Annotated in this window: 17 protein-coding genes, 1 tRNA gene and 1 pseudogene; 9 read left to right on the top strand and 10 right to left on the bottom strand. The window is 40.9% G+C overall.

Going from position 1 to position 17,177, the window contains the following annotated elements; all coding sequences use genetic code 11:
- Together CYP77_RS08055 and CYP77_RS08060 are read right to left on the bottom strand one after the other, a co-directional pair.
- Positions 1–271: pseudogene (locus CYP77_RS08055) on the bottom strand (adenylosuccinate lyase); the annotation flags it as partial.
- 50 nt (positions 272–321) lie between these two features.
- Complete coding sequence (locus CYP77_RS08060) at positions 322–507, bottom strand: hypothetical protein (protein ID WP_103567161.1); 186 nt, start codon at positions 505–507, stop codon at positions 322–324.
- A gap of 109 nt (positions 508–616) precedes the next feature.
- On the opposite strand from CYP77_RS08060, the gene CYP77_RS08065 reads away from it, so the two are divergent.
- Positions 617–693: transfer RNA gene (locus CYP77_RS08065), tRNA-Arg, on the top strand.
- Between the two features lie 41 nt (positions 694–734).
- On the opposite strand, the gene truA is transcribed toward CYP77_RS08065, so the two are convergent.
- The 7 genes from truA to glmU are packed head-to-tail and all read right to left on the bottom strand — an operon-like array spanning position 735 to position 7,110.
- Positions 735–1,466, bottom strand: coding sequence for a tRNA pseudouridine(38-40) synthase TruA (truA, locus tag CYP77_RS08070; protein ID WP_103567162.1), 732 nt, complete (start codon positions 1,464–1,466; stop codon positions 735–737).
- Complete coding sequence (locus CYP77_RS08075) at positions 1,466–2,494, bottom strand: LptF/LptG family permease (protein WP_103567163.1); 1,029 nt, start codon at positions 2,492–2,494, stop codon at positions 1,466–1,468. The genes truA and CYP77_RS08075 overlap by 1 nt, the downstream gene beginning before the upstream one ends.
- Positions 2,487–3,275 (bottom strand): prepilin peptidase, encoded by a 789-nt coding sequence (locus CYP77_RS08080; protein ID WP_103567164.1) that lies wholly within the window; start codon positions 3,273–3,275, stop codon positions 2,487–2,489. The genes CYP77_RS08075 and CYP77_RS08080 overlap by 8 nt, the downstream gene beginning before the upstream one ends.
- Before the next feature lie 7 nt (positions 3,276–3,282).
- Positions 3,283–3,954 carry a polyprenyl diphosphate synthase gene (uppS, locus tag CYP77_RS08085; protein ID WP_103567165.1) on the bottom strand — a complete coding sequence of 224 codons (672 nt, stop codon included), beginning with the start codon at positions 3,952–3,954 and terminating at the stop codon, positions 3,283–3,285.
- Between the two features lie 3 nt (positions 3,955–3,957).
- Complete coding sequence (locus CYP77_RS08090) at positions 3,958–4,644, bottom strand: hypothetical protein (RefSeq protein ID WP_103567196.1); 687 nt, start codon at positions 4,642–4,644, stop codon at positions 3,958–3,960.
- A complete protein-coding gene (coaBC, locus tag CYP77_RS08095) occupies positions 4,641–5,813 on the bottom strand; it encodes a bifunctional phosphopantothenoylcysteine decarboxylase/phosphopantothenate--cysteine ligase CoaBC (RefSeq protein ID WP_103567166.1) in 1,173 nt (390 codons plus the stop codon). The genes CYP77_RS08090 and coaBC overlap by 4 nt, the downstream gene beginning before the upstream one ends.
- On the bottom strand, positions 5,800–7,110 hold the full coding sequence (gene glmU / locus CYP77_RS08100; protein ID WP_103558166.1) for a bifunctional UDP-N-acetylglucosamine diphosphorylase/glucosamine-1-phosphate N-acetyltransferase GlmU: 1,311 nt from the start codon (positions 7,108–7,110) through the stop codon (positions 5,800–5,802). The genes coaBC and glmU overlap by 14 nt, the downstream gene beginning before the upstream one ends.
- Before the next feature lie 136 nt (positions 7,111–7,246).
- Between glmU and CYP77_RS08105 the strand changes: the two genes are divergently transcribed.
- The 8 genes from CYP77_RS08105 to CYP77_RS08140 are packed head-to-tail and all read left to right on the top strand — an operon-like array spanning position 7,247 to position 16,647.
- A complete protein-coding gene (locus CYP77_RS08105) occupies positions 7,247–8,014 on the top strand; it encodes a motility protein A (protein WP_021086711.1) in 768 nt (255 codons plus the stop codon).
- Complete coding sequence (locus tag CYP77_RS08110) at positions 8,014–8,793, top strand: flagellar motor protein MotB (protein WP_103567167.1); 780 nt, start codon at positions 8,014–8,016, stop codon at positions 8,791–8,793. The genes CYP77_RS08105 and CYP77_RS08110 overlap by 1 nt, the downstream gene beginning before the upstream one ends.
- Positions 8,794–8,804: 11 nt before the next feature.
- Entirely contained in the window at positions 8,805–9,527 is a 723-nt protein-coding gene (gene fliP, locus CYP77_RS08115) for a flagellar type III secretion system pore protein FliP (RefSeq protein ID WP_196779718.1), read from the top strand.
- A complete protein-coding gene (locus CYP77_RS08120; protein ID WP_103567168.1) occupies positions 9,527–10,792 on the top strand; it encodes a TolC family protein in 1,266 nt (421 codons plus the stop codon). Before fliP ends, CYP77_RS08120 begins: the two co-directional genes overlap by 1 nt.
- The gene (locus CYP77_RS08125) at positions 10,789–11,532 is read left to right on the top strand and encodes an efflux RND transporter periplasmic adaptor subunit (protein WP_103567169.1); all 744 of its coding nucleotides are present in this window, start codon (positions 10,789–10,791) and stop codon (positions 11,530–11,532) included. The genes CYP77_RS08120 and CYP77_RS08125 overlap by 4 nt, the downstream gene beginning before the upstream one ends.
- On the top strand, positions 11,529–14,555 hold the full coding sequence (locus tag CYP77_RS08130) for an efflux RND transporter permease subunit (RefSeq protein WP_103567170.1): 3,027 nt from the start codon (positions 11,529–11,531) through the stop codon (positions 14,553–14,555). The genes CYP77_RS08125 and CYP77_RS08130 overlap by 4 nt, the downstream gene beginning before the upstream one ends.
- A complete protein-coding gene (locus CYP77_RS08135; protein ID WP_103567171.1) occupies positions 14,552–15,787 on the top strand; it encodes a TolC family protein in 1,236 nt (411 codons plus the stop codon). The genes CYP77_RS08130 and CYP77_RS08135 overlap by 4 nt, the downstream gene beginning before the upstream one ends.
- Positions 15,784–16,647 carry an EamA family transporter gene (locus tag CYP77_RS08140; RefSeq protein WP_103599737.1) on the top strand — a complete coding sequence of 288 codons (864 nt, stop codon included), beginning with the start codon at positions 15,784–15,786 and terminating at the stop codon, positions 16,645–16,647. Before CYP77_RS08135 ends, CYP77_RS08140 begins: the two co-directional genes overlap by 4 nt.
- A 72-nt stretch (positions 16,648–16,719) precedes the next feature.
- On the opposite strand, the gene CYP77_RS08145 is transcribed toward CYP77_RS08140, so the two are convergent.
- Complete coding sequence (locus tag CYP77_RS08145) at positions 16,720–17,091, bottom strand: hypothetical protein (RefSeq protein WP_103567173.1); 372 nt, start codon at positions 17,089–17,091, stop codon at positions 16,720–16,722.
- Positions 17,092–17,177: the final 86 nt, after the last annotated feature.

Genomic DNA, 17,177 nt, shown 5'->3' on the forward strand with positions numbered 1-17,177 from the left:
GGGCGTTTCTTTGCACTAAAGATAGTTTTATGGTTTTATATTTTGCAAAGGTCACGTCAAGCTCGTTGCCCTGTTTTTCGTAGAGTTTTTTAATAAATTTTAAGAAGCATTTTCGCTGTGGGATCTCACTCTCTTCATAAAAAGAGATGATCTTGTCTTTGTTTGCTAGGGTTTTTGTGAAATTTTTACTTATCAGTGCGCGAAGCTCGCAAAAAAGAGCGTCGCTATCGGTTAAAATGCTTAAAGATTCTAAAGTTTGGGTTATATTCATGGGTTTCTCCATTCAAAATATCCCCATTTAAAGCAACTAGCGTTCCAAAGTTAAATTTTCCTGATATTGCTATCTTTTGTATATGCCAAAAACTCATCTCTTAGCTTTTGTTCTTTGTGTAAGATCGCCTCCTCTTTTGTGTGAGAAAGAGCCTCTTTTTGGGGCTTTTTTGCCACACCTTGCTCTTTTGCAAGCTCTTTTTTGATCTCTTTTAGACTATCGAAAAAATCGTTCATTTTTGCTCCTTTTGCACAAAGGATTTTACTAAAAAGGTTATAAATTTAAAATGAATACAATCTCTTTTTAAGGAAAGTTTGGTTAATATCACAACTTAATTTTTCATGTGCGCTCGTAGCTCAGCTGGATAGAGCATTTGATTGCGGTTCAAAAGGTCAGAGATTCGAATTCTCTCGGGCGCACCATCCTTTTTCTCCCACATTTTATTTCAGACCACTTTTGAGAATTAGTTAAATTTATAAAAAACTCTATTTAGATATAGCCCTTCAGCAGGCGCTGGTATGCGAGTTAGGGCAGGACGCCCATTTAGTGAAGCTTTGATGAGCTTGCCACCATCTTTTTGCTTCAGCGCTTTTAGTAAATTTGCAACCATGAGGCGTACTTGACCGCGTAAAAAGCCGTTTGCTTTAAAAACAATGATAGTTTGCTCTTTGTGCTGATAGCAAAATGCTTGATAAATTTCTCGCACTGGGCTTTTTGTGTCGCTTCCAGTTTTCATATATGCGCTAAAATCATGCTCTCCGATAAAATTTCGCAAAATTTCATTTGCTTTTCTGGTATCAAATTTAGGCAAAAACACCTTGTAGTTTGAGCTAAAAACATCAAATTTGCCGTGATCTATCATATATCTATAAGACCTTGCCACCGCGTCAAATCTTGCTTGAAAGCTATCATCCACCAAATTTATGCGTTTTATGTGAATGCTTGGGTGTGCGTGACGGTTTATAAGATCTTTTAGGCGATTTAAGTCTTTAAAATGATCGCCGCAAACAACGCTTGAGCTTTGGTTATTTGCGTGCACGCTTTTATCAGTGCGCGAGCTAGAGACTACTCTTTCGAAAATGCCAACGTGAGCTAGGGCGCGCTCTAACTCATCCTCTACGCCATTTTCGTGCGGCTGGGTCTGTGAGCCTTGAAATTTCGAGCCATCGTAGCTGTAGATTAGCTGAATTTTCATCAGTATCTTCGTGTGATCTTGGCTTTATAAAGCAAGACGCCAGCCATTAAAAATACAAAAAATATGAGCGGTATCGCTAGTGCTGGCTTTGATGAAAAGAGCATTATAAGCGTAAAATATCCAAACAAAACGCCAAAAGTGCCAACATAGACCATGCCCTTTTCGTATCTGTATGTGACGATGCCAAGGCTGATAGCAAAGAGCGTGCTTGCAAGCGGGAAGAGGGCCACTAGGACGTAGGTGCTAAGGTCTTTTCTACGTTTATCGCTGCTAGCTGCCTCCATCCAGTACTCTTTGATGCTGCCAACGTCGCTTATTTCCTCGCTTTGGGCGGTTCTTATCTTCATTGATTTGAAGTTGCTTTGATGATAAATTTCATCTCTGATGTCATACATTTTGCCCTCGTTTAAAGAGAGCTCCACGCTTTGACCCACGTTTATAATCTTTGCGTTTTTAGCGGTTATTAGGCGCTGTGAGTCTTTGACAAAGGGGTTAAACATCACGATATCTTTGTAGGTCGTGCCATTTTTGTCTTCACTTTCGCTGCCCACATAGACCATCCAGTCGGAGAATTTTTGTCCAAACTGGGTTGGCTTTAAATTTAGCTTAGCAACCGTCTTTTTATAGTCGATGAAATTTGCATTTAGCTGAGCGGCTATTGGTATCATGACGATGGCAACTACCAGCAAGGCAGTGCTTAAAAGGGCTGAAAAAGCTAAGAAAAATCTTGCTATTTTATTTGGCGAGCCACCAAGTGTGAAGATAACGATACTTTCATTCTCTTTTGATAGCCTAAAAAGTGTCATCGCAAGTGAGACGAAAAACGCGATAGGCACGACAAAGAGTAGCACGCGTGGGAGCATAAATGAGTAGAGTTTAAAGAGCTCACCAAAGCTGATCTCGATATATGAAGTGATACGCGCGATCTGGATGAAAAAGACGATTGACATGATCAAAAAAAGCGTACTAAATAGCGATGCAAACGTGCCTAAAAAGTTAAACAAAAGATATTTATTTACTCTACTCATAAATGAACCTTAAAATTTCTAAAACTTGCCCGTCAAAAGCGTAGGTGACAAGCAGCCCCAGGCTTAAAAATGGCACAAAGGCTAGCTCGTAACCCTTTTTGCGAACGAGCGCATAGACTGGAAGCGTAAGAAGTGCGGCCAGATAGATCGCCGCAAGGGCTAGCTTGGCTGGTAAAATAGCTCCGATGATCGCTGCGATAAATATGTCAGCACTGCCCATGGCTTCGCGCTTCATCGCATAGCTCACGACAAATCTAAGCGCCCAAAATATAAATCCAAAGAGGATTAAATTTAAAATTTGAGCAAAATTTCCTTTAAAGATAAAAAGCAGCAGGGCGTAGCCAAATGCAAAAAATAGCGCTGCAAAAAGAAGCGGATCTGGCACGGCTTTATACCTTATGTCTATGACGCTAAGGGCTAGTAGCATGATAAAGCAAAGCCCTAAAAATAGCGCATAAAGCAAGGTTTCTACGCTCAAAATTTCGCCGCACTCTTTAAAAAAGCAGATCAGAAAAAATAATCCAGAGACTAGCTCAATCAGCGGATAGACAAGGCTTATCTTTTGCTTGCAAAAGGCGCATTTTCCACCTAAAAATAGCCATGAAAAAAGTGGAACGTTGTGATAAAAATTTAGCTTGTGAGAGCATTTTGGGCAGTGTGAGGCTGGGAAATTTATACTTTCACTTCGTGGCAAGCGGTATATCAGCACATTTGAAAATGACCCCACACAGATGCCAAGAACAAAAGCAAAAACGGCAAAAAAGATGACCAAAATATCCATTATCTAACTACACCCCGCCAAATCTTCGCTCTATATCTTTAAATTTAGCTACGATGCTTGCAAGCTCGTCCTTGCCAAAGTCAGGCCAAAGTGTCGGCGTGAAAAAGAGCTCCGCATAGCTTGCCTGCCAGAGCATGAAATTTGAAAGCCTGCTCTCGCCACCAGTCCTAATGAGAAGATCGACTGGCTCACTCTCATCAAGTGCCGCATTTAGGCTCATTTCACTTATCTCACAGCCTTTTAAATTTAGTTTTCGCACAGCTCTAATGATCTCATCTTTTGAGCCGTAGTTTATCGCTAAATTTAAAAGCAAATTTGTATTTTCCTTTGTTGCGTCTTTGGTGATCTCTATCTCATTTTTTAGCTCATCACTAAATGGCGAGATGTCGCCGATCGTGTTAAATTTGATCACATTTTTTATAAAATCATCACGCTTTAAAAGAAGAAATTTCTTAAGCAAATTCATCAAAAAATCAACCTCTTTTTGCGGTCTTTTCCAGTTTTCGGTGCTAAATGCGTAAAGGCTTAAAATTTTTACCCCATTATCAATGCAAAATTCGCACATATCGCTTACCACATTTGCCCCGGCCTCGTGCCCATTTGTCCGCAAAAATCCGCGCTTTTTCGCCCAGCGTCCGTTGCCGTCCATGATGATAGCGAGGTGGTTAAGTTTGTTCAATGTCTAGCCTTTAAAGTCAATTATCTGCTCTTTTTTACTCCAAAGAGCGCTTACGTTTTGCACCATAACTGCGGCGCTGAATTCGCTTTTTAGCAAGCTCGCGACATTGCTAAATGGAGTTGCGATCTCATATAAATTTTCATCTTTAAATTTAAAAATAAGGGGCGCAAAATTTGAAAATACTAGAAAAACTCTCATCTCACTTGCCTCTTTTTTAAGCTGGAAAATGCCGTTTGTGCCGCTATACGCAAAGGGTATATGCACGACGTTTTCTTGCAGAGCAAAGAGCATTTTTGCCAGCACTCTCATCTCATCTTTTGTTTTAACTTCGCTTAAGTTTTTAAATAAATAGCTGTAAAGCCACGATAAATTCTCGTTTTTTACCAAATTTTCTATCAAATTTAGCCCATCAGCCAAAACGTCCTCATCTAAAATTTTTGGCTTTTCGTATAAATTTTTTATGACGATGTTTTCGCCCTGACTATGCACCTCGCCCCAGTATCTTGAGCCCACGTTTAGTTCTTTTACGCTTTTTGTGTTTAAATTTCTATTTGCGAAATTTAAGATGTATCTATTAAAGCCGACCTTTTGGCTCACCAAAATGCTAAGCGGCAAGGACGAATTTATCGCTACTAGCGGAGCTTGGCTGTTTTTTGCTATCTTTTGGACGCGTGAGATTTGCTCTATCATAAATTTGCTGCTAGCTCCACGATGCGCCATGCGATCTCATCTTTTGAGGCAAGTGGTAGTAAAATCTCGTTATTTTTTGTGATGAAATTTACCTCGTTTTGCTCGCTTGCAAAGCCATTTTTCTCGCCCAAAATATTTAGACAAACTGCGTCAAGCCCTTTTTTTTCTAGCATTGATCTTGCGCTTTTAAGAGCGCTCTCGCTTGAGATTTCAAGCTTAAAGCCGATCTTTTTACAGCTAAATTTACTTAAACTTTGCAAAATATCTACATTTTTGTTTAGGCTTAAATTTAAGCTCTCTCCAACGCCCTCTTTTTTTATCTTGCCATCAATTTTTGTTGGCACAAAATCGCTCACCGCAGCGCACATTACAAGTAAATTTGTGTCCTCACACTCGCTCTTACAAAGCTCTAAAAGCTCGCTACTTGAGCTAAATTTAAGGCTAAGAAACGGCTCGCTACTAGTTTCAAAGCTAGCAAGCAGTTTTACCTCCGCACCTGCGTAGTAAAAGGCTCTAGCCAAAGCTTTTGCCATCTTGCCGCTTGAAAAATTTGTAATGGCTCTTACATCATCTATCTTTTCAGTTGTTGCACCGCCCGTTATCACTACTTTTTTGCCTGCAAAAAGTGGCTTGCTAAGCCTTTTAATGGCAGCTTCTACTATCACTTCAGGGCTTGCTAAAGCACCCTTGCCAACGTCGCCACAAGCTAGAGTTTTAAGCACTGGCTCAACCACTAAAGCGCCGTTTTTCTTTAAAATTTCAAGCGAATTTTGCGTCGCAAAATGCTCGATCATATTGTTATTTGCAGCAGGGGCAACGACTAAAGGCACGTGCGAGGCGGCGATTAGCGTTTGCATGAAGACATTGTCGCAGATCCCAGCTGTTAGCTTATTTACCGTATTTGCCGAGGCAGGTGCTATTAGCACTAGATCCATTTTAGAGTAGGCTATGTGATTTACGCCATCTTGCCAGTTTTGCGTTTGTGAGCTTAAAATTTTATGCTCGCTTAGCGCCTCAAAGCCGCTTACACTGCAAAACTCAAGCGCCCCCTCACTCAAAGCCACATAAACATCAGCGCCTTGCTTTTTAAGCAACGATAAAATTTCGAATGCCTTGTAAAAGGCGATACTGCCGCAAACAGCAAGTAAAATTTTCTTATTTTTTAACATCGTCTTTGCCAAAGAATTTCTCAAAAAAGCCGCTTTTATTCTCTTGGCGACCTCTGCTAATAGCTAGAGCGCCGCTCTCAACGTCTTTTGTGATGGTGCTGCCAGCTGCGATGATGACGTTATCAGCGATATTTACAGGGGCAACTAACTGCGTATCTGAGCCAACAAAGACGTTTTTGCCGATTTTGGTTTTGTATTTAGCCTTGCCATCATAGTTGCATGTGATCGTGCCACAACCGATATTTGTGCCACTTTCTATCTCGCAGTCGCCAAGATAGCTCAAATGCCCAGCTTTTACGCCGCTAAGAACGCCTTTTTTAACCTCGACGAAATTTCCTATGTGTGTGTCAGAAATTTCAGAATTTGGCCTTATATGGGCTAGTGGGCCGATATCTGAGTTTTTGATGACGCTGCTTTCTATCACCGATGAGCTTTTGATGATACTTTCTGTTATGACGCACTCGCCAAGGATGCTTACGTTTTCTTCGAGCACGCACTCGCCTTCAAATTTAGCCCTGCTATCTATGAAAATGCTCTCAGGCATGCGCATCAAAACGCCAGCTTTCATCAAATTTTGCTTGATCTCATCTTGCATTATTTTTTCTGCGATGCTTAGCTGAAATTTATCATTTATACCCATGAAATTTTGCTCATTAACATTTACTGCAACGCACTTTAAACCCTTTTCATTTGCTATTTTTATGGCGTCAGTTAGGTAGTACTCTTTTTGTGCGTTTTGGTTGCTTATGAGCGGTAAAATTTGCTCTAACGCCTCGCGTTTAAAGCAGTAGCAGCCGGCATTTACGCTTTTTATGGCAAGCTGCGCTTCGCTCGCATCTTTTTGCTCGACGATGGCCTCGACTTTGCCGTTTTTTATGATAACTCTGCCGTAGCCAAAAGGATTTGCCGCTTCAAATGAGCTCATAACTACGTCTGCTTCGGCATTTGCTAAGCGCATAAGGTCAGTTGATCTAACAAGCGGCATGTCGCCGCAAGTTACTAGCACCTTTTCGCCGCTTAAGCTTACGCCCTTTATTGCGCCAGCAGTGCCTGGGAAATTTGCTAGATCTTGCTCGAAAATTTTAGTTTGAGGGAAAATTTCTTTTATCTTTTTGCTAATTAACTCTTTTTCGTAGTGAAGCACGACGCTAACGTCATTTGTGATCGCATAAGCTTGCTTTAAGATGTGAATGATCATCGGCTCGCCACATAGTTCAAATAGGACTTTTGGACGTTTTGATTTCATCCTGGTGCCAAGACCAGCAGCTAGGATTATGATTGAAGTATTATTGTTCATTTTTAAGCCTTTTAACGTTAAAAATTTCGCAGATTGTAGCAAAAAATGGCAAACATTTTTTTTAATTTAACGATTGTTTCAACAAAAAGCTAATAAAATAGCAATTCTTAAGAATTTATAAATAAAGCGAGTTTAAATGGATTTAGGAACCGTCGTCGGCTGGGTTTTGACCCTAGTGCTTTTGTTTGGATCAATGGCGATAGGCGTTGGTATAGGACCATACATCGATATCCCTTCTGTGATGATCGTTTTTGGTGGTACTATCGGCGTTATGATGGTTGGCTTCAAGATGGAGACGCTTAAGGGTATCGGTAAATTTTATGGTGTCGCTGTTAAGCCATCAGTTGTTGTGAATTTACCTGAGACTATAAAAAAAGTAGTTGATTACTCAACCAAAGCTAGGCGAGATGGCATTTTGGCACTTGAGAGCGAAGTAAATAACGAGACAAATCAGTTTTTAAAAAAAGGGCTTTCAATGGCAGTCGATGGCAATGAGCCAGATGCGATCAGAGCACTTTTGGAGATCGATATAGATCAAACTAGCACAAGGCATGCAAATAACATCAAAATTTTCGAGCAAGTAGGCGGTTTTGCAGGTGCGATGGGTATGATCGGAACGCTCATTGGCCTTGTTGCGATGCTTCTAAATATGTCAGATCCTAGTGCGATCGGTCCATCTATGGCGGTTGCCTTGCTTACGACACTTTATGGTGCAATGATAGGTAACATCATCGGCTCGCCTGTTGCAAATATCCTCTCGATCCGCGATGCTGATGAGGCACTTGAGAAGCAAGTCATTTTAGAGGGGATCATGGCGATACAAGCAGGGGACAACCCAAGAACGCTTGAGGCTAAGCTCTTAGCATTTTTACCTCCAAAAGATAGAAAAAGTCAGTTTGAATAATGGGTAAGTTAATAAAACCAGAAGAGTGCCCAAAGTGCATGCCTGAGTGGTTGGCTGCCTTTGGCGACCTTATGTCACTCCTACTTTGCTTCTTTGTTTTGCTCCTTTCTATGGCAACGATGGATGCTAAAAAGATGGAGGCTGCTGTTGGCTCGCTAGCTGGTGCGCTAAGCGTGCTAGAAGGTGGCGCAAGACCAGATAGTCAGGTAGAAAAAGAGACAGATCCTGAAAGCAGACGCACTCCAAAGCCAAAAGCTCAAAAAGGTGCTCAAAATGAGGTCACTTCGACTGTTAAAAAGATAAATGAGCTACTAACGGCTAGTGGGGCACCTGAGATCACTATGGAGGAGAGCGAGGATGGCTTTATCGTTAGGCTTCCAGCTGCGATGCTCTTTGACAAAGATAGCGCCGAAATTTCTGGCGAGGATGCGAAGCTCTTTTTAAAGCGAATAGGCATGATTATAGCCAAAATGCCAAATGAGGTAAAAACAGATATCATCGGATACACTGATAATACAAATCCAAGTAAAGACTCTATATATAAAAATAACTGGCAACTCTCTACTGCAAGGGCACTAAGCGTGCTTGAAGAGCTAGTTAGCGATGGCGTACCACAAGAGAGGCTTATCACTTCTGGCAGAGCCTCTTTTGATCCGATCGCTAGCAACGCTAGTGACGAGGGCAGAGCAAAAAATAATAGAGTGGAAATTCATTTCGTCTCGCTCGAGCCAAAAAATAAAGAGGCTACTAAGAAAAGTATCCTTGATACGAGGAATTAGTCGTGAAAGCACTGCTTAGTTTAGCGGTTTTGTTTTGTGTAGTTTTTGGCGCTGATCCTGCGCTACCAACTATAAATTTAAGCCTAAATTCACCGCAAAATGCCGAGCAGCTTGTAAATTCTCTAAATGTTTTACTAATCCTCACCGCTCTTGCACTCGCTCCTTCACTAATCTTTATGATGACTAGCTTTTTGCGCCTTGTCATTGTCTTTTCATTTTTGCGCCAAGCGATGGGCACACAGCAAGTGCCACCTTCAACGGTACTCATCTCGCTTGCGATGGTGCTTACATTTTTTATCATGGAGCCAGTCGGGCAAAGAAGCTACGATGAGGGCATAAAGCCTTATATAGCCGAGCAGATAGGCTATGAGGAGATGCTTGATAAGAGTTTAAAGCCGTTTAAAGAATTTATGGTTAAAAACACTAGAGAAAAAGATCTTGCGCTATTTTTCAGGATAAGAAATTTGCAAAATCCAGCAAATATCGAGGATATCCCGCTAAGCATCGCGATGTCAGCCTTTATGATAAGTGAGCTAAAGACATCTTTTGAGATAGCATTTTTGCTCTACCTACCATTTTTAGTTATCGACATGGTCGTAAGCTCCGTTTTGATGGCGATGGGTATGATGATGCTCCCTCCTGTCATGATTTCGCTGCCATTTAAGCTACTCATCTTCGTGCTGGTAGACGGCTGGAATTTGCTAATAGGAAATTTAGTAAAGAGCTTTCACTGATGAAAAAAATTTTATTAGCACTTTTGCCTTTGGCGCTATTTGGATCAAATTTAAGCGAGATAGCAAACAAAGCCACTCAAAACGAAATTTCAAAGATCAAAGAGCTTGAACTAAAAAGAGCAAATTTAAATGACGAAGCGACATCAAGCGCCTATTTGCCAAGCCTCAGCCTAGAGGGCTCATACGGCAAAAACGCAAGCACCTTTCCAAGCATAGTCGCCAAAGAGTCAGCTGGCGTGCTAGCAAGGATCGATTTTTTACTATATGATGGTGGAGCTAGAGAGGCTAGGCTAAAGATGAGCCAGCTTTTAAAGAATAAAGCCGCCATCGCAAGTGATGAAGCTAAAAACTACCTTGCTTTTAAGGCTGTAAATTTATACTTTAACGCCTGCGCGCTTGAAAATATAATAGCTGCCAAAAACGCTCAGGCAAATTTCTTAAAAGGCGTTTTAGACAAGCTTGAAAAGGCGAACATTGCAGGGCTTGCCGCAAAAGACGAGCTAGAAAATGTGCGGGCAAAATACCACTTGGCAAATAGCGTGGAGCTTGAATACAAAAACAAAATGGATCAAATTTTAAATGAGATAAATTTGCTAATAGGTGAGCAAATTTTGCCACTTAGCGGGGCAAAAATGGCTGATATTAGCTCAAATTTAGCTTCAAAAAACGCCGAGCTTGACAGGCTAAATCAAGATATTTTTATAAGCGAAGCTAAGCTTAGCGAGACAAGAGCTGGCTTTTTACCTCAAATTTCGCTTTATGATACATATGGATTTTACAAAAATAACTACGACATCGACCTTGGCAAGTATAGCGCTTATCGCCCATATCTTGACAAATATCTAAAAGAAGATACCCACGGCAATAAATTTGGCGTTAGCTTTAGGTGGAAAATTTTTGACTTTTTTGCCACTAGCAAGATGAGCCAAGCTGGCAAGATCGCGCTTGATGAAGCGAGGCTAAATTTAGAGTACAAAAAGCGTGAAAATGAGACCAAACTTAAAAATTTACAAAACGAGATCGCAACTCTTAGCTCAAAGATCGCTTCGCTAAATGAGTATGTAAAAGCAAGCGATCTTGCGCTAAGAGCAAGCTTTGAGAAGTATAATTCTGGGCTTTTAGGATATAGCGACCTGCTTGAGGCGCTCTCACAAAAATTTGACGCCATTAGCCTTTTTGAAGGGGCAAAAGATGAGCTAGAGATCAAAAAAGCGGAGTATTTTTTTGAAAGCGGCGAGAGCATTTTAGAGAGGATTAGGGATTGAAAAAGCTGATAATTTTAATGGTATTTTGCGTTTTTTCATTTGCAAGGGAGGAAATTTTTGCTGATTTTGAAGTCTATGCTAAGCAAAGTTCAAAGCTTGCATTTGAGAGCAGCGGCAAGGTGGATAAAATTTTTGTAGATGTCTCAAGCCATGTTAAAAAGGGTGACGCTTTAGCTAGCCTTGATCAAACAAGCCTTGAGATCGCTCTAAAAAAGGCAAAAAACGACCTAGCGCTTGCCAAAAATGCCAAAGAATTTGCTAAAAGCACCTTTAATAAATTTAGCCAAGTAAAGGACGTCACTTCAAAGCAAGAATTTGATGAGGTAAAGTATAAATTTGACGAGGCAGCTCTTAGGGTGCAAGCAGCTGAGATCGCCATTTTAAACGCAGATGATCATCTTAAAAAGGCTCTTTTAAAAGCTCCTTTTGATGGCGTCATAGCTAGTAAAAATGTCGAGCTTGGCGAGAGTGCTTCGCCGCTTCAGCCAGCCTTTGTCTTAAACTCCGAAGAGGTTAAAATTTTAATAGCGATCGATGAAAAATATGCAAATTTAGTAAAAATAGGCGACATGTTTAAATTTAAGCTTGATGCGACAAGCGAAGAAAAAGAGCTAAAAATCGCGCTAATTTACCCAGAAATTAAGCGAGAGACCAGGAAATTTTACGCCGAAGCTTACGATGTTGGGATGAAGCCAGGCATGTTTGGTCAAGGAAAAGTGATAATCGGCGAAACTAGATGATAAAAACAGCTATAAACCGCCCCATAACTACGCTTATGATATTCTTAAGCCTTGTTGTCTTTGGCATCTACTCGCTAAAGACGATGAATGTAAATTTATACCCGCAAGTAAATATCCCGATAGTAAAGATCACAACCTACGCAAACGGTGATATGAACTACATCAAGACAAAGATCACGCAAAAGATCGAGGACGAGGTCTCAAGCATCGAGGGGATAAAAAAGCTTTACTCAACTAGCTTTGACAACCTAAGCGTGGTAAGCATCGAATTTGAGCTAAACAAAGATTTAGAGAGCGCTACAAACGACGTCCGCGACAAGATGCAAAAGGCGAGAGTTGGTGCAAACTACGAGATAGAAAAGCTAAATGGGCTCTCGTCATCTGTATTTAGCCTTTTTATCACAAGGCTTGATGGCAACGAAACCAAGCTCATGCAAGAGATCGATGACGTAGCAAAGCCATTTTTAGAGCGCATAAGCGGCGTTTCAAAGGTTAAGACTAATGGCTTTTTAGAGCCAGCGGTGAAAATTTTACTAGATAGATTTAAACTTGATAAAAACGCCCTTAGTGCAAATGAAGTGGCAAATTTGATAAAGGTTGAAAATTTAAAAGCGCCACTTGGCAAGATAGAAAATGAGCAGATCCAAATGGCGATCAAGTCAAATTTCAGCGCCAAAAGCATAGATGAGATAAGAAATTTAACGATCAAGCAAGGGGTCTTTTTAAAAGATATCGCAAGTGTTGAGTTAGCCCACAAAGACGCGAGCGAGGCTACTATAATGAACGAGCAAAGCGGCGTTTTGTTGGGGCTTGAGCTAGCGCCAAATGCAAACGCACTAACAGTTATCTCTCTTGCAAAGTCAAGGCTGGAGCAGTTTAAGAGCCTGCTTGGCAGTGAATACGACGTAAAAATAGCCTACGATAAGAGCGAAGTGATACAAAAGCACATCGATCAAACCGCCTTTGATATGATCCTTGGCGTCTTGCTAACCATCGTGATCGTATATCTGTTTTTAAGAAATTTCTCGATCACCATTATCTCGGTCGTGGCGATCCCAACTAGTATCGTGGCGACATTTTTCATCATAAATGCCCTTGGATACGACATAAACCGCCTAAGTCTTATCGCACTTACGCTTGGTATTGGAATTTTTATCGATGATGCGATAGTTGTCACTGAAAACATCGCAAGCCGGCTAAAAGATGAGCCAAATGCCCTAAAGGCAAGCTTTGCAGGCATAAAAGAGATAGCATTTAGCGTCTTTGCGATCTCGCTCGTGCTGCTTTGCGTCTTTGTGCCAATAGCCTTTATGAGTGGCATCGTTGGCAAGTATTTTAACTCATTTGCGATGAGCGTAGCAGCTGGCATCGTCATCTCGTTTTTTGTGAGTATATTTCTTGTGCCAACGCTTAGTGCTAGGTTTGTAAATGCTAAGGAGAGCAAATTTTATATAAAGAGCGAGCCATTTTTTGAAGCGCTTGAAAATGGTTACGAGAAGCTTTTAACTTTAGCGCTTAAATTTAAGCTCATATTTTTAGCCATAACGCTTGTGGTCGTTTTTTGCTCGTTTGGACTGGCTAAATTTGTAGGTGGCGACTTCATGCCAAGCGAGGATAACTCGGAGTTTAACATCTACTTTAAGCTTGATCCATCACTTAGCTTGCAAGCTAGTAAAGAGAGGCTAAAAGATAAAATTTCACTCATAAACGCCGATCCTCAGGTCGCTTACGCCTACTTCATCCTTGGCTACACAGACGCCAAACAGCCTTATCTTGTAAAAGCTTACGTTAGGCTAAAGGAGCTAAAAGATAGAGCTAATCACGAGCGGCAAAACGCTATCATGCAGAGGTTTCGCGACAAGCTAAAAAGTGACGATATGAGCGTCATTGTGGCTGATCTTCCGGTTGTTGAAGGTGGAGATGTGCAGCCAGTTAAGCTTACTATCACCTCTGAAAATGGCAAAGATCTAGAGAAATTTGTACCAAAGATCAGCAAGATGCTAAAGGAGATAAATGATGCAACGGATGTAAATTCGCCTGAAGAAGATCTGCTAAAGCGTGTGCAAATCTCTATCGATGAAGATAAGGCAAAAAGGCTAAATTTAGATAAAGCCAGCATTGCAAGCGCCGTTTATAGCGCATTTAGCCAGAACGAGGTCTCTGTTTTTGAAAACGAAAATGGCAAAGAGTATGAGCTTTACATGCGTCTTGATGATAAATTTAGAAGCGATACAGATGATATCTTAAAGACCAAGATAAGAAGTAATGATGGCTTTTTTGTCACACTTGGCGATGTGGCGACGATTAGTTTTGAGCAAAAGCCAGCTAGCATTTCAAGGTTTAATAGAGCCGATGAGATCAAATTTCTAGCAAATACAAAAAACAACGCTCCGCTAAATAACGTGGCAAATGAAATTTCAAAGAAGCTTGATGAAATTTTGCCAGCAAATTTCAAGTATAAATTTCTTGGTTTTGTCGAGCTTATGGATGATACGAATGCTTCGTTTATCTTTACAGTGAGCGCTAGTGCGGTGCTTATTTACATGGTGCTTGCTGCGCTTTATGAGAGCTTTTTGCTGCCATTTCTCATTATGCTAGCCATGCCGCTTGCCTTTTGTGGCGTGGTGATAGGGCTTTTAATAAGCGGCAACCCATTTAGCCTATTTGTCATGGTTGGCGTCATCTTGCTCTTTGGCATGGTCGGTAAAAACGCCATTTTGGTGGTTGATTTTGCAAATCACTTTGCAAATAGCGGTATAGAGGCAAACGAAGCTGTGAAAATAGCTGCTAAAAAGCGCTTAAGAGCTGTTTTAATGACCACTTTTGCGATGATATTTGCCATGCTGCCTCTTGCGCTTGGCAGGGGTGCTGGCTTTGAAGCCAACTCGCCTATGGCTATAAGCATCATCTTTGGGCTCATTAGCTCGACCTTGCTTAGCCTACTTGTCGTGCCAGTGCTTTTTGCTTGGGTTTATAATCTTGATAAATTTATAAGAAAATTTTATGAAAGGGAGAGAATTTGAAGAAGATTTTGGCGGTTTTGCTCTTTGCTTTGCCTCTTTGGGCTGGAAATTTACTAGAGATCATCGCTCTGGCGCAAAGTGCGAAGCTTGAGAGTTTGAAAGAATTTAATAAAAACGAATATATAAATAAAAATAAGAGCAACAAGCTAAATTTATCCCTTGATGGCAGATATACCTTTGTGCCTGACGAGCTAAAGGGCGGGTATATGACAAAGGCTGGATCTATCACGGCAAAGGTTGAGTATCTCATCTTTGACGGCGGTGCGAGCGAGGCTGCGGATAAAATTTTAGATCACAAGGGCGTGGAGAAAATTTATAAAGATGAAGAGCTTATGAATCTCACTGCTTTTCAGGTCGCAAAGGTCTATTTTAACGCCGTTGCACTAAATTCTCTTATAAATTTAGAGACAAAATTTGTAGATAGCTTTGCCAAGGCTGCGGCTGAAAATGAGTTTTGGTTTGAGTATGGCGAGATAGATAAGAGCGAATTTGATGCGATAAATTTCACTCTTAATAAAAAAAGAGCCGAGCTAGACGAGCTTGGGCTTAAGCTAGCCGAGCTAAACTCAAGGATAAATTTGCTCTCAAACGGCGAAATCGGCTTTAATGCTGGCTCAAAGATAGTGATGCCTGATTTTAGCAAAGATGATCTAAGCGCCAAACTTGGGGCTATGGAGCAAGAAAAATATATAAAAGAGCAAGAAAATGAGAAGCAAAAGAGCAAATTTGCTCCAAAAATTTACTTAAAAGATACGCAAAGTGTGAATAATAACAGCTTTAAAAAAGGCGAGAGGACGACTTCACAGATGGTTGATGCGTATGCTGATGCGAACAAACCTAGAGTGGAGTTTGAGTGGAAGCTGCCAGATAGCCTAAGCCTTAGCAAGCAAAGCCAAACTAAACGCATAGAGGAGCAAAAGGCCGCGCTTGATCTAAGCGATGAAGAAAACAGGATAATAGCTAGGCTAAAGGATCTAAGAGGCGTGATAGAGAGCCTAAGTGCTAGGCTAAATTTAGACTCGCTAAAGCAAGATAGCCTTGATAGCGACTTTAATGACCTGCTAAATGGCTATCTTAGCGGCAAGGTAAAATTTGAGCAGTTTTTATTTGTGAGTGAGAAAAATTTTAGCGACAGGGCAAATTTCATTTTAAACGGCGATTTGCTCGAGCTAAACAAGCTTGAATACTTTTTTGAGTGCGCAAGAAATATAAATGAGGTGGTGATAGAATGAATAAACTGATCTTCGTGACCATTTTATGGGCGTTTAGCTTTAGCTTGATAGGCGAGTTTTTAGCTGGCAAGGTCGATAGCTACCTAGCCGTTTTTGTGCGCGTGACGCTTGCAAGCCTAGTTTTTTTGCCATTTACGAAATTTCGCGGGGTAAATCCAAAGCTCGCCCTTGGCATAATGGCGATCGGAGCGGTGCAGATAGGGCTTATGTATCTTTGCTACTACAACTCGTTTTTGTATCTAAGCGTGCCAGAAGTCGCACTTTTTACCATTTTTACGCCGTTTTATGTGACGCTTATATATGATGCATTTAGCTTTAAATTTAGACCACTTTATCTCTTTAGCGTTGGCGTAGCGGTCTTTGGCGCGCTTATTATCAAGTATGGTGCGATAAATGAGGGTGTGCTAAAGGGCTTTTTGCTGGTGCAAGGGGCAAATATATGCTTTGGAGCAGGGCAAAGTGCCTATAAGGCGCTTTTGGAGAGGTTTGACGTGGATCAAAAAAAAGTCTTTGGCTACTTTCACTTTGGAGCGTTTTTTGTAGCAGTGATCGCACTAATAACCCTTGGCAATCCAGCTAAATTTCATGTAGATCTAACGCAAACTTTGGTGCTTTTGTGGCTTGGCATAGTCGCTAGTGGGCTTGGATATTTTATGTGGAACAAGGGGGCTTGCGAGGTCGATAGCGGCGTGCTTGCCATCATGAACAACGCCCTCATACCAGCTGCTATCATCGTAAATTTACTCTTTTGGCAAAAGGACACTAATCTAACAAGGCTTATTTTGGGCGCTGTGATAATGTATGTCTCGCTACTAATTCACAATAAAATCATGAATTTTTACGGCGTAAAGGCTGTGTGAGGTTAAATTTAGGGTTAAATTTGAGTTATTTAAGTTAAGTAGAGAATTTTAAAAGCATCAAATTTGATCTTTTTAAGCGCCTTGTATCTTTAAAAGCTGGGCGTTTAGCTGCATTATCTGGGCAAATATAGCCCCTTTTTGGGTCTGAAGCGAAGCAACCAGCTCTTTTGCGTATGGATTTTTGCTCGCACTTGCCTGTTTTATCGCGCTATCAATCTCTTTTAGCTGTTTTTGCAGCTTTTCTAACTGCTTTTTTATGACATCGGCGCTACTCTCGCTCTCATTATTTGCCTCACTAGCTAAATTTGAAGCGTCATGCAAAATAGCGCTTTTGTCGCTGCTTTGTGACTCTTCGCTCTTTAAATTTGCTTCATCAGCCTTTAAATTTAGGCCGCTTTTAGGAGCGCTTTTATTTAAATTTATAAAATTTGAGTTTATCCGCATCGCCTTGCCTTTAAATTTAAAAGCATATCGGCAAATTTAAATAAATTTTGACTACAAAAAATTTAGTAAGAAAATCAAAAACGATG

Origin of the sequence: Campylobacter concisus (assembly GCF_002913865.1) — a bacterium.
In the GTDB taxonomy this organism is placed as follows: domain Bacteria; phylum Campylobacterota; class Campylobacteria; order Campylobacterales; family Campylobacteraceae; genus Campylobacter_A; species Campylobacter_A concisus_AM.

Excerpts from the sequence above, each read along its gene's own strand:
- CYP77_RS08120 (WP_103567168.1), top strand. The coding sequence starts at position 9,527 with ATGAAAAAAATTTTATTAGCACTTTTGCCTTTGGCGCTATTTGGATCA.
- CYP77_RS08075 (WP_103567163.1), bottom strand. The coding sequence starts at position 2,494 with ATGAGTAGAGTAAATAAATATCTTTTGTTTAACTTTTTAGGCACGTTT.
- CYP77_RS08090 (WP_103567196.1), bottom strand. The coding sequence starts at position 4,644 with ATGATAGAGCAAATCTCACGCGTCCAAAAGATAGCAAAAAACAGCCAA.
- CYP77_RS08105 (WP_021086711.1), top strand. The coding sequence starts at position 7,247 with ATGGATTTAGGAACCGTCGTCGGCTGGGTTTTGACCCTAGTGCTTTTG.
- CYP77_RS08140 (WP_103599737.1), top strand. The coding sequence starts at position 15,784 with ATGAATAAACTGATCTTCGTGACCATTTTATGGGCGTTTAGCTTTAGC.
- coaBC (WP_103567166.1), bottom strand. The coding sequence starts at position 5,813 with ATGTTAAAAAATAAGAAAATTTTACTTGCTGTTTGCGGCAGTATCGCC.
- CYP77_RS08060 (WP_103567161.1), bottom strand. The coding sequence starts at position 507 with ATGAACGATTTTTTCGATAGTCTAAAAGAGATCAAAAAAGAGCTTGCA.
- truA (WP_103567162.1), bottom strand. The coding sequence starts at position 1,466 with ATGAAAATTCAGCTAATCTACAGCTACGATGGCTCGAAATTTCAAGGC.
- CYP77_RS08080 (WP_103567164.1), bottom strand. The coding sequence starts at position 3,275 with ATGGATATTTTGGTCATCTTTTTTGCCGTTTTTGCTTTTGTTCTTGGC.
- CYP77_RS08130 (WP_103567170.1), top strand. The coding sequence starts at position 11,529 with ATGATAAAAACAGCTATAAACCGCCCCATAACTACGCTTATGATATTC.
- CYP77_RS08110 (WP_103567167.1), top strand. The coding sequence starts at position 8,014 with ATGGGTAAGTTAATAAAACCAGAAGAGTGCCCAAAGTGCATGCCTGAG.
- glmU (WP_103558166.1), bottom strand. The coding sequence starts at position 7,110 with ATGAACAATAATACTTCAATCATAATCCTAGCTGCTGGTCTTGGCACC.
- CYP77_RS08145 (WP_103567173.1), bottom strand. The coding sequence starts at position 17,091 with ATGCGGATAAACTCAAATTTTATAAATTTAAATAAAAGCGCTCCTAAA.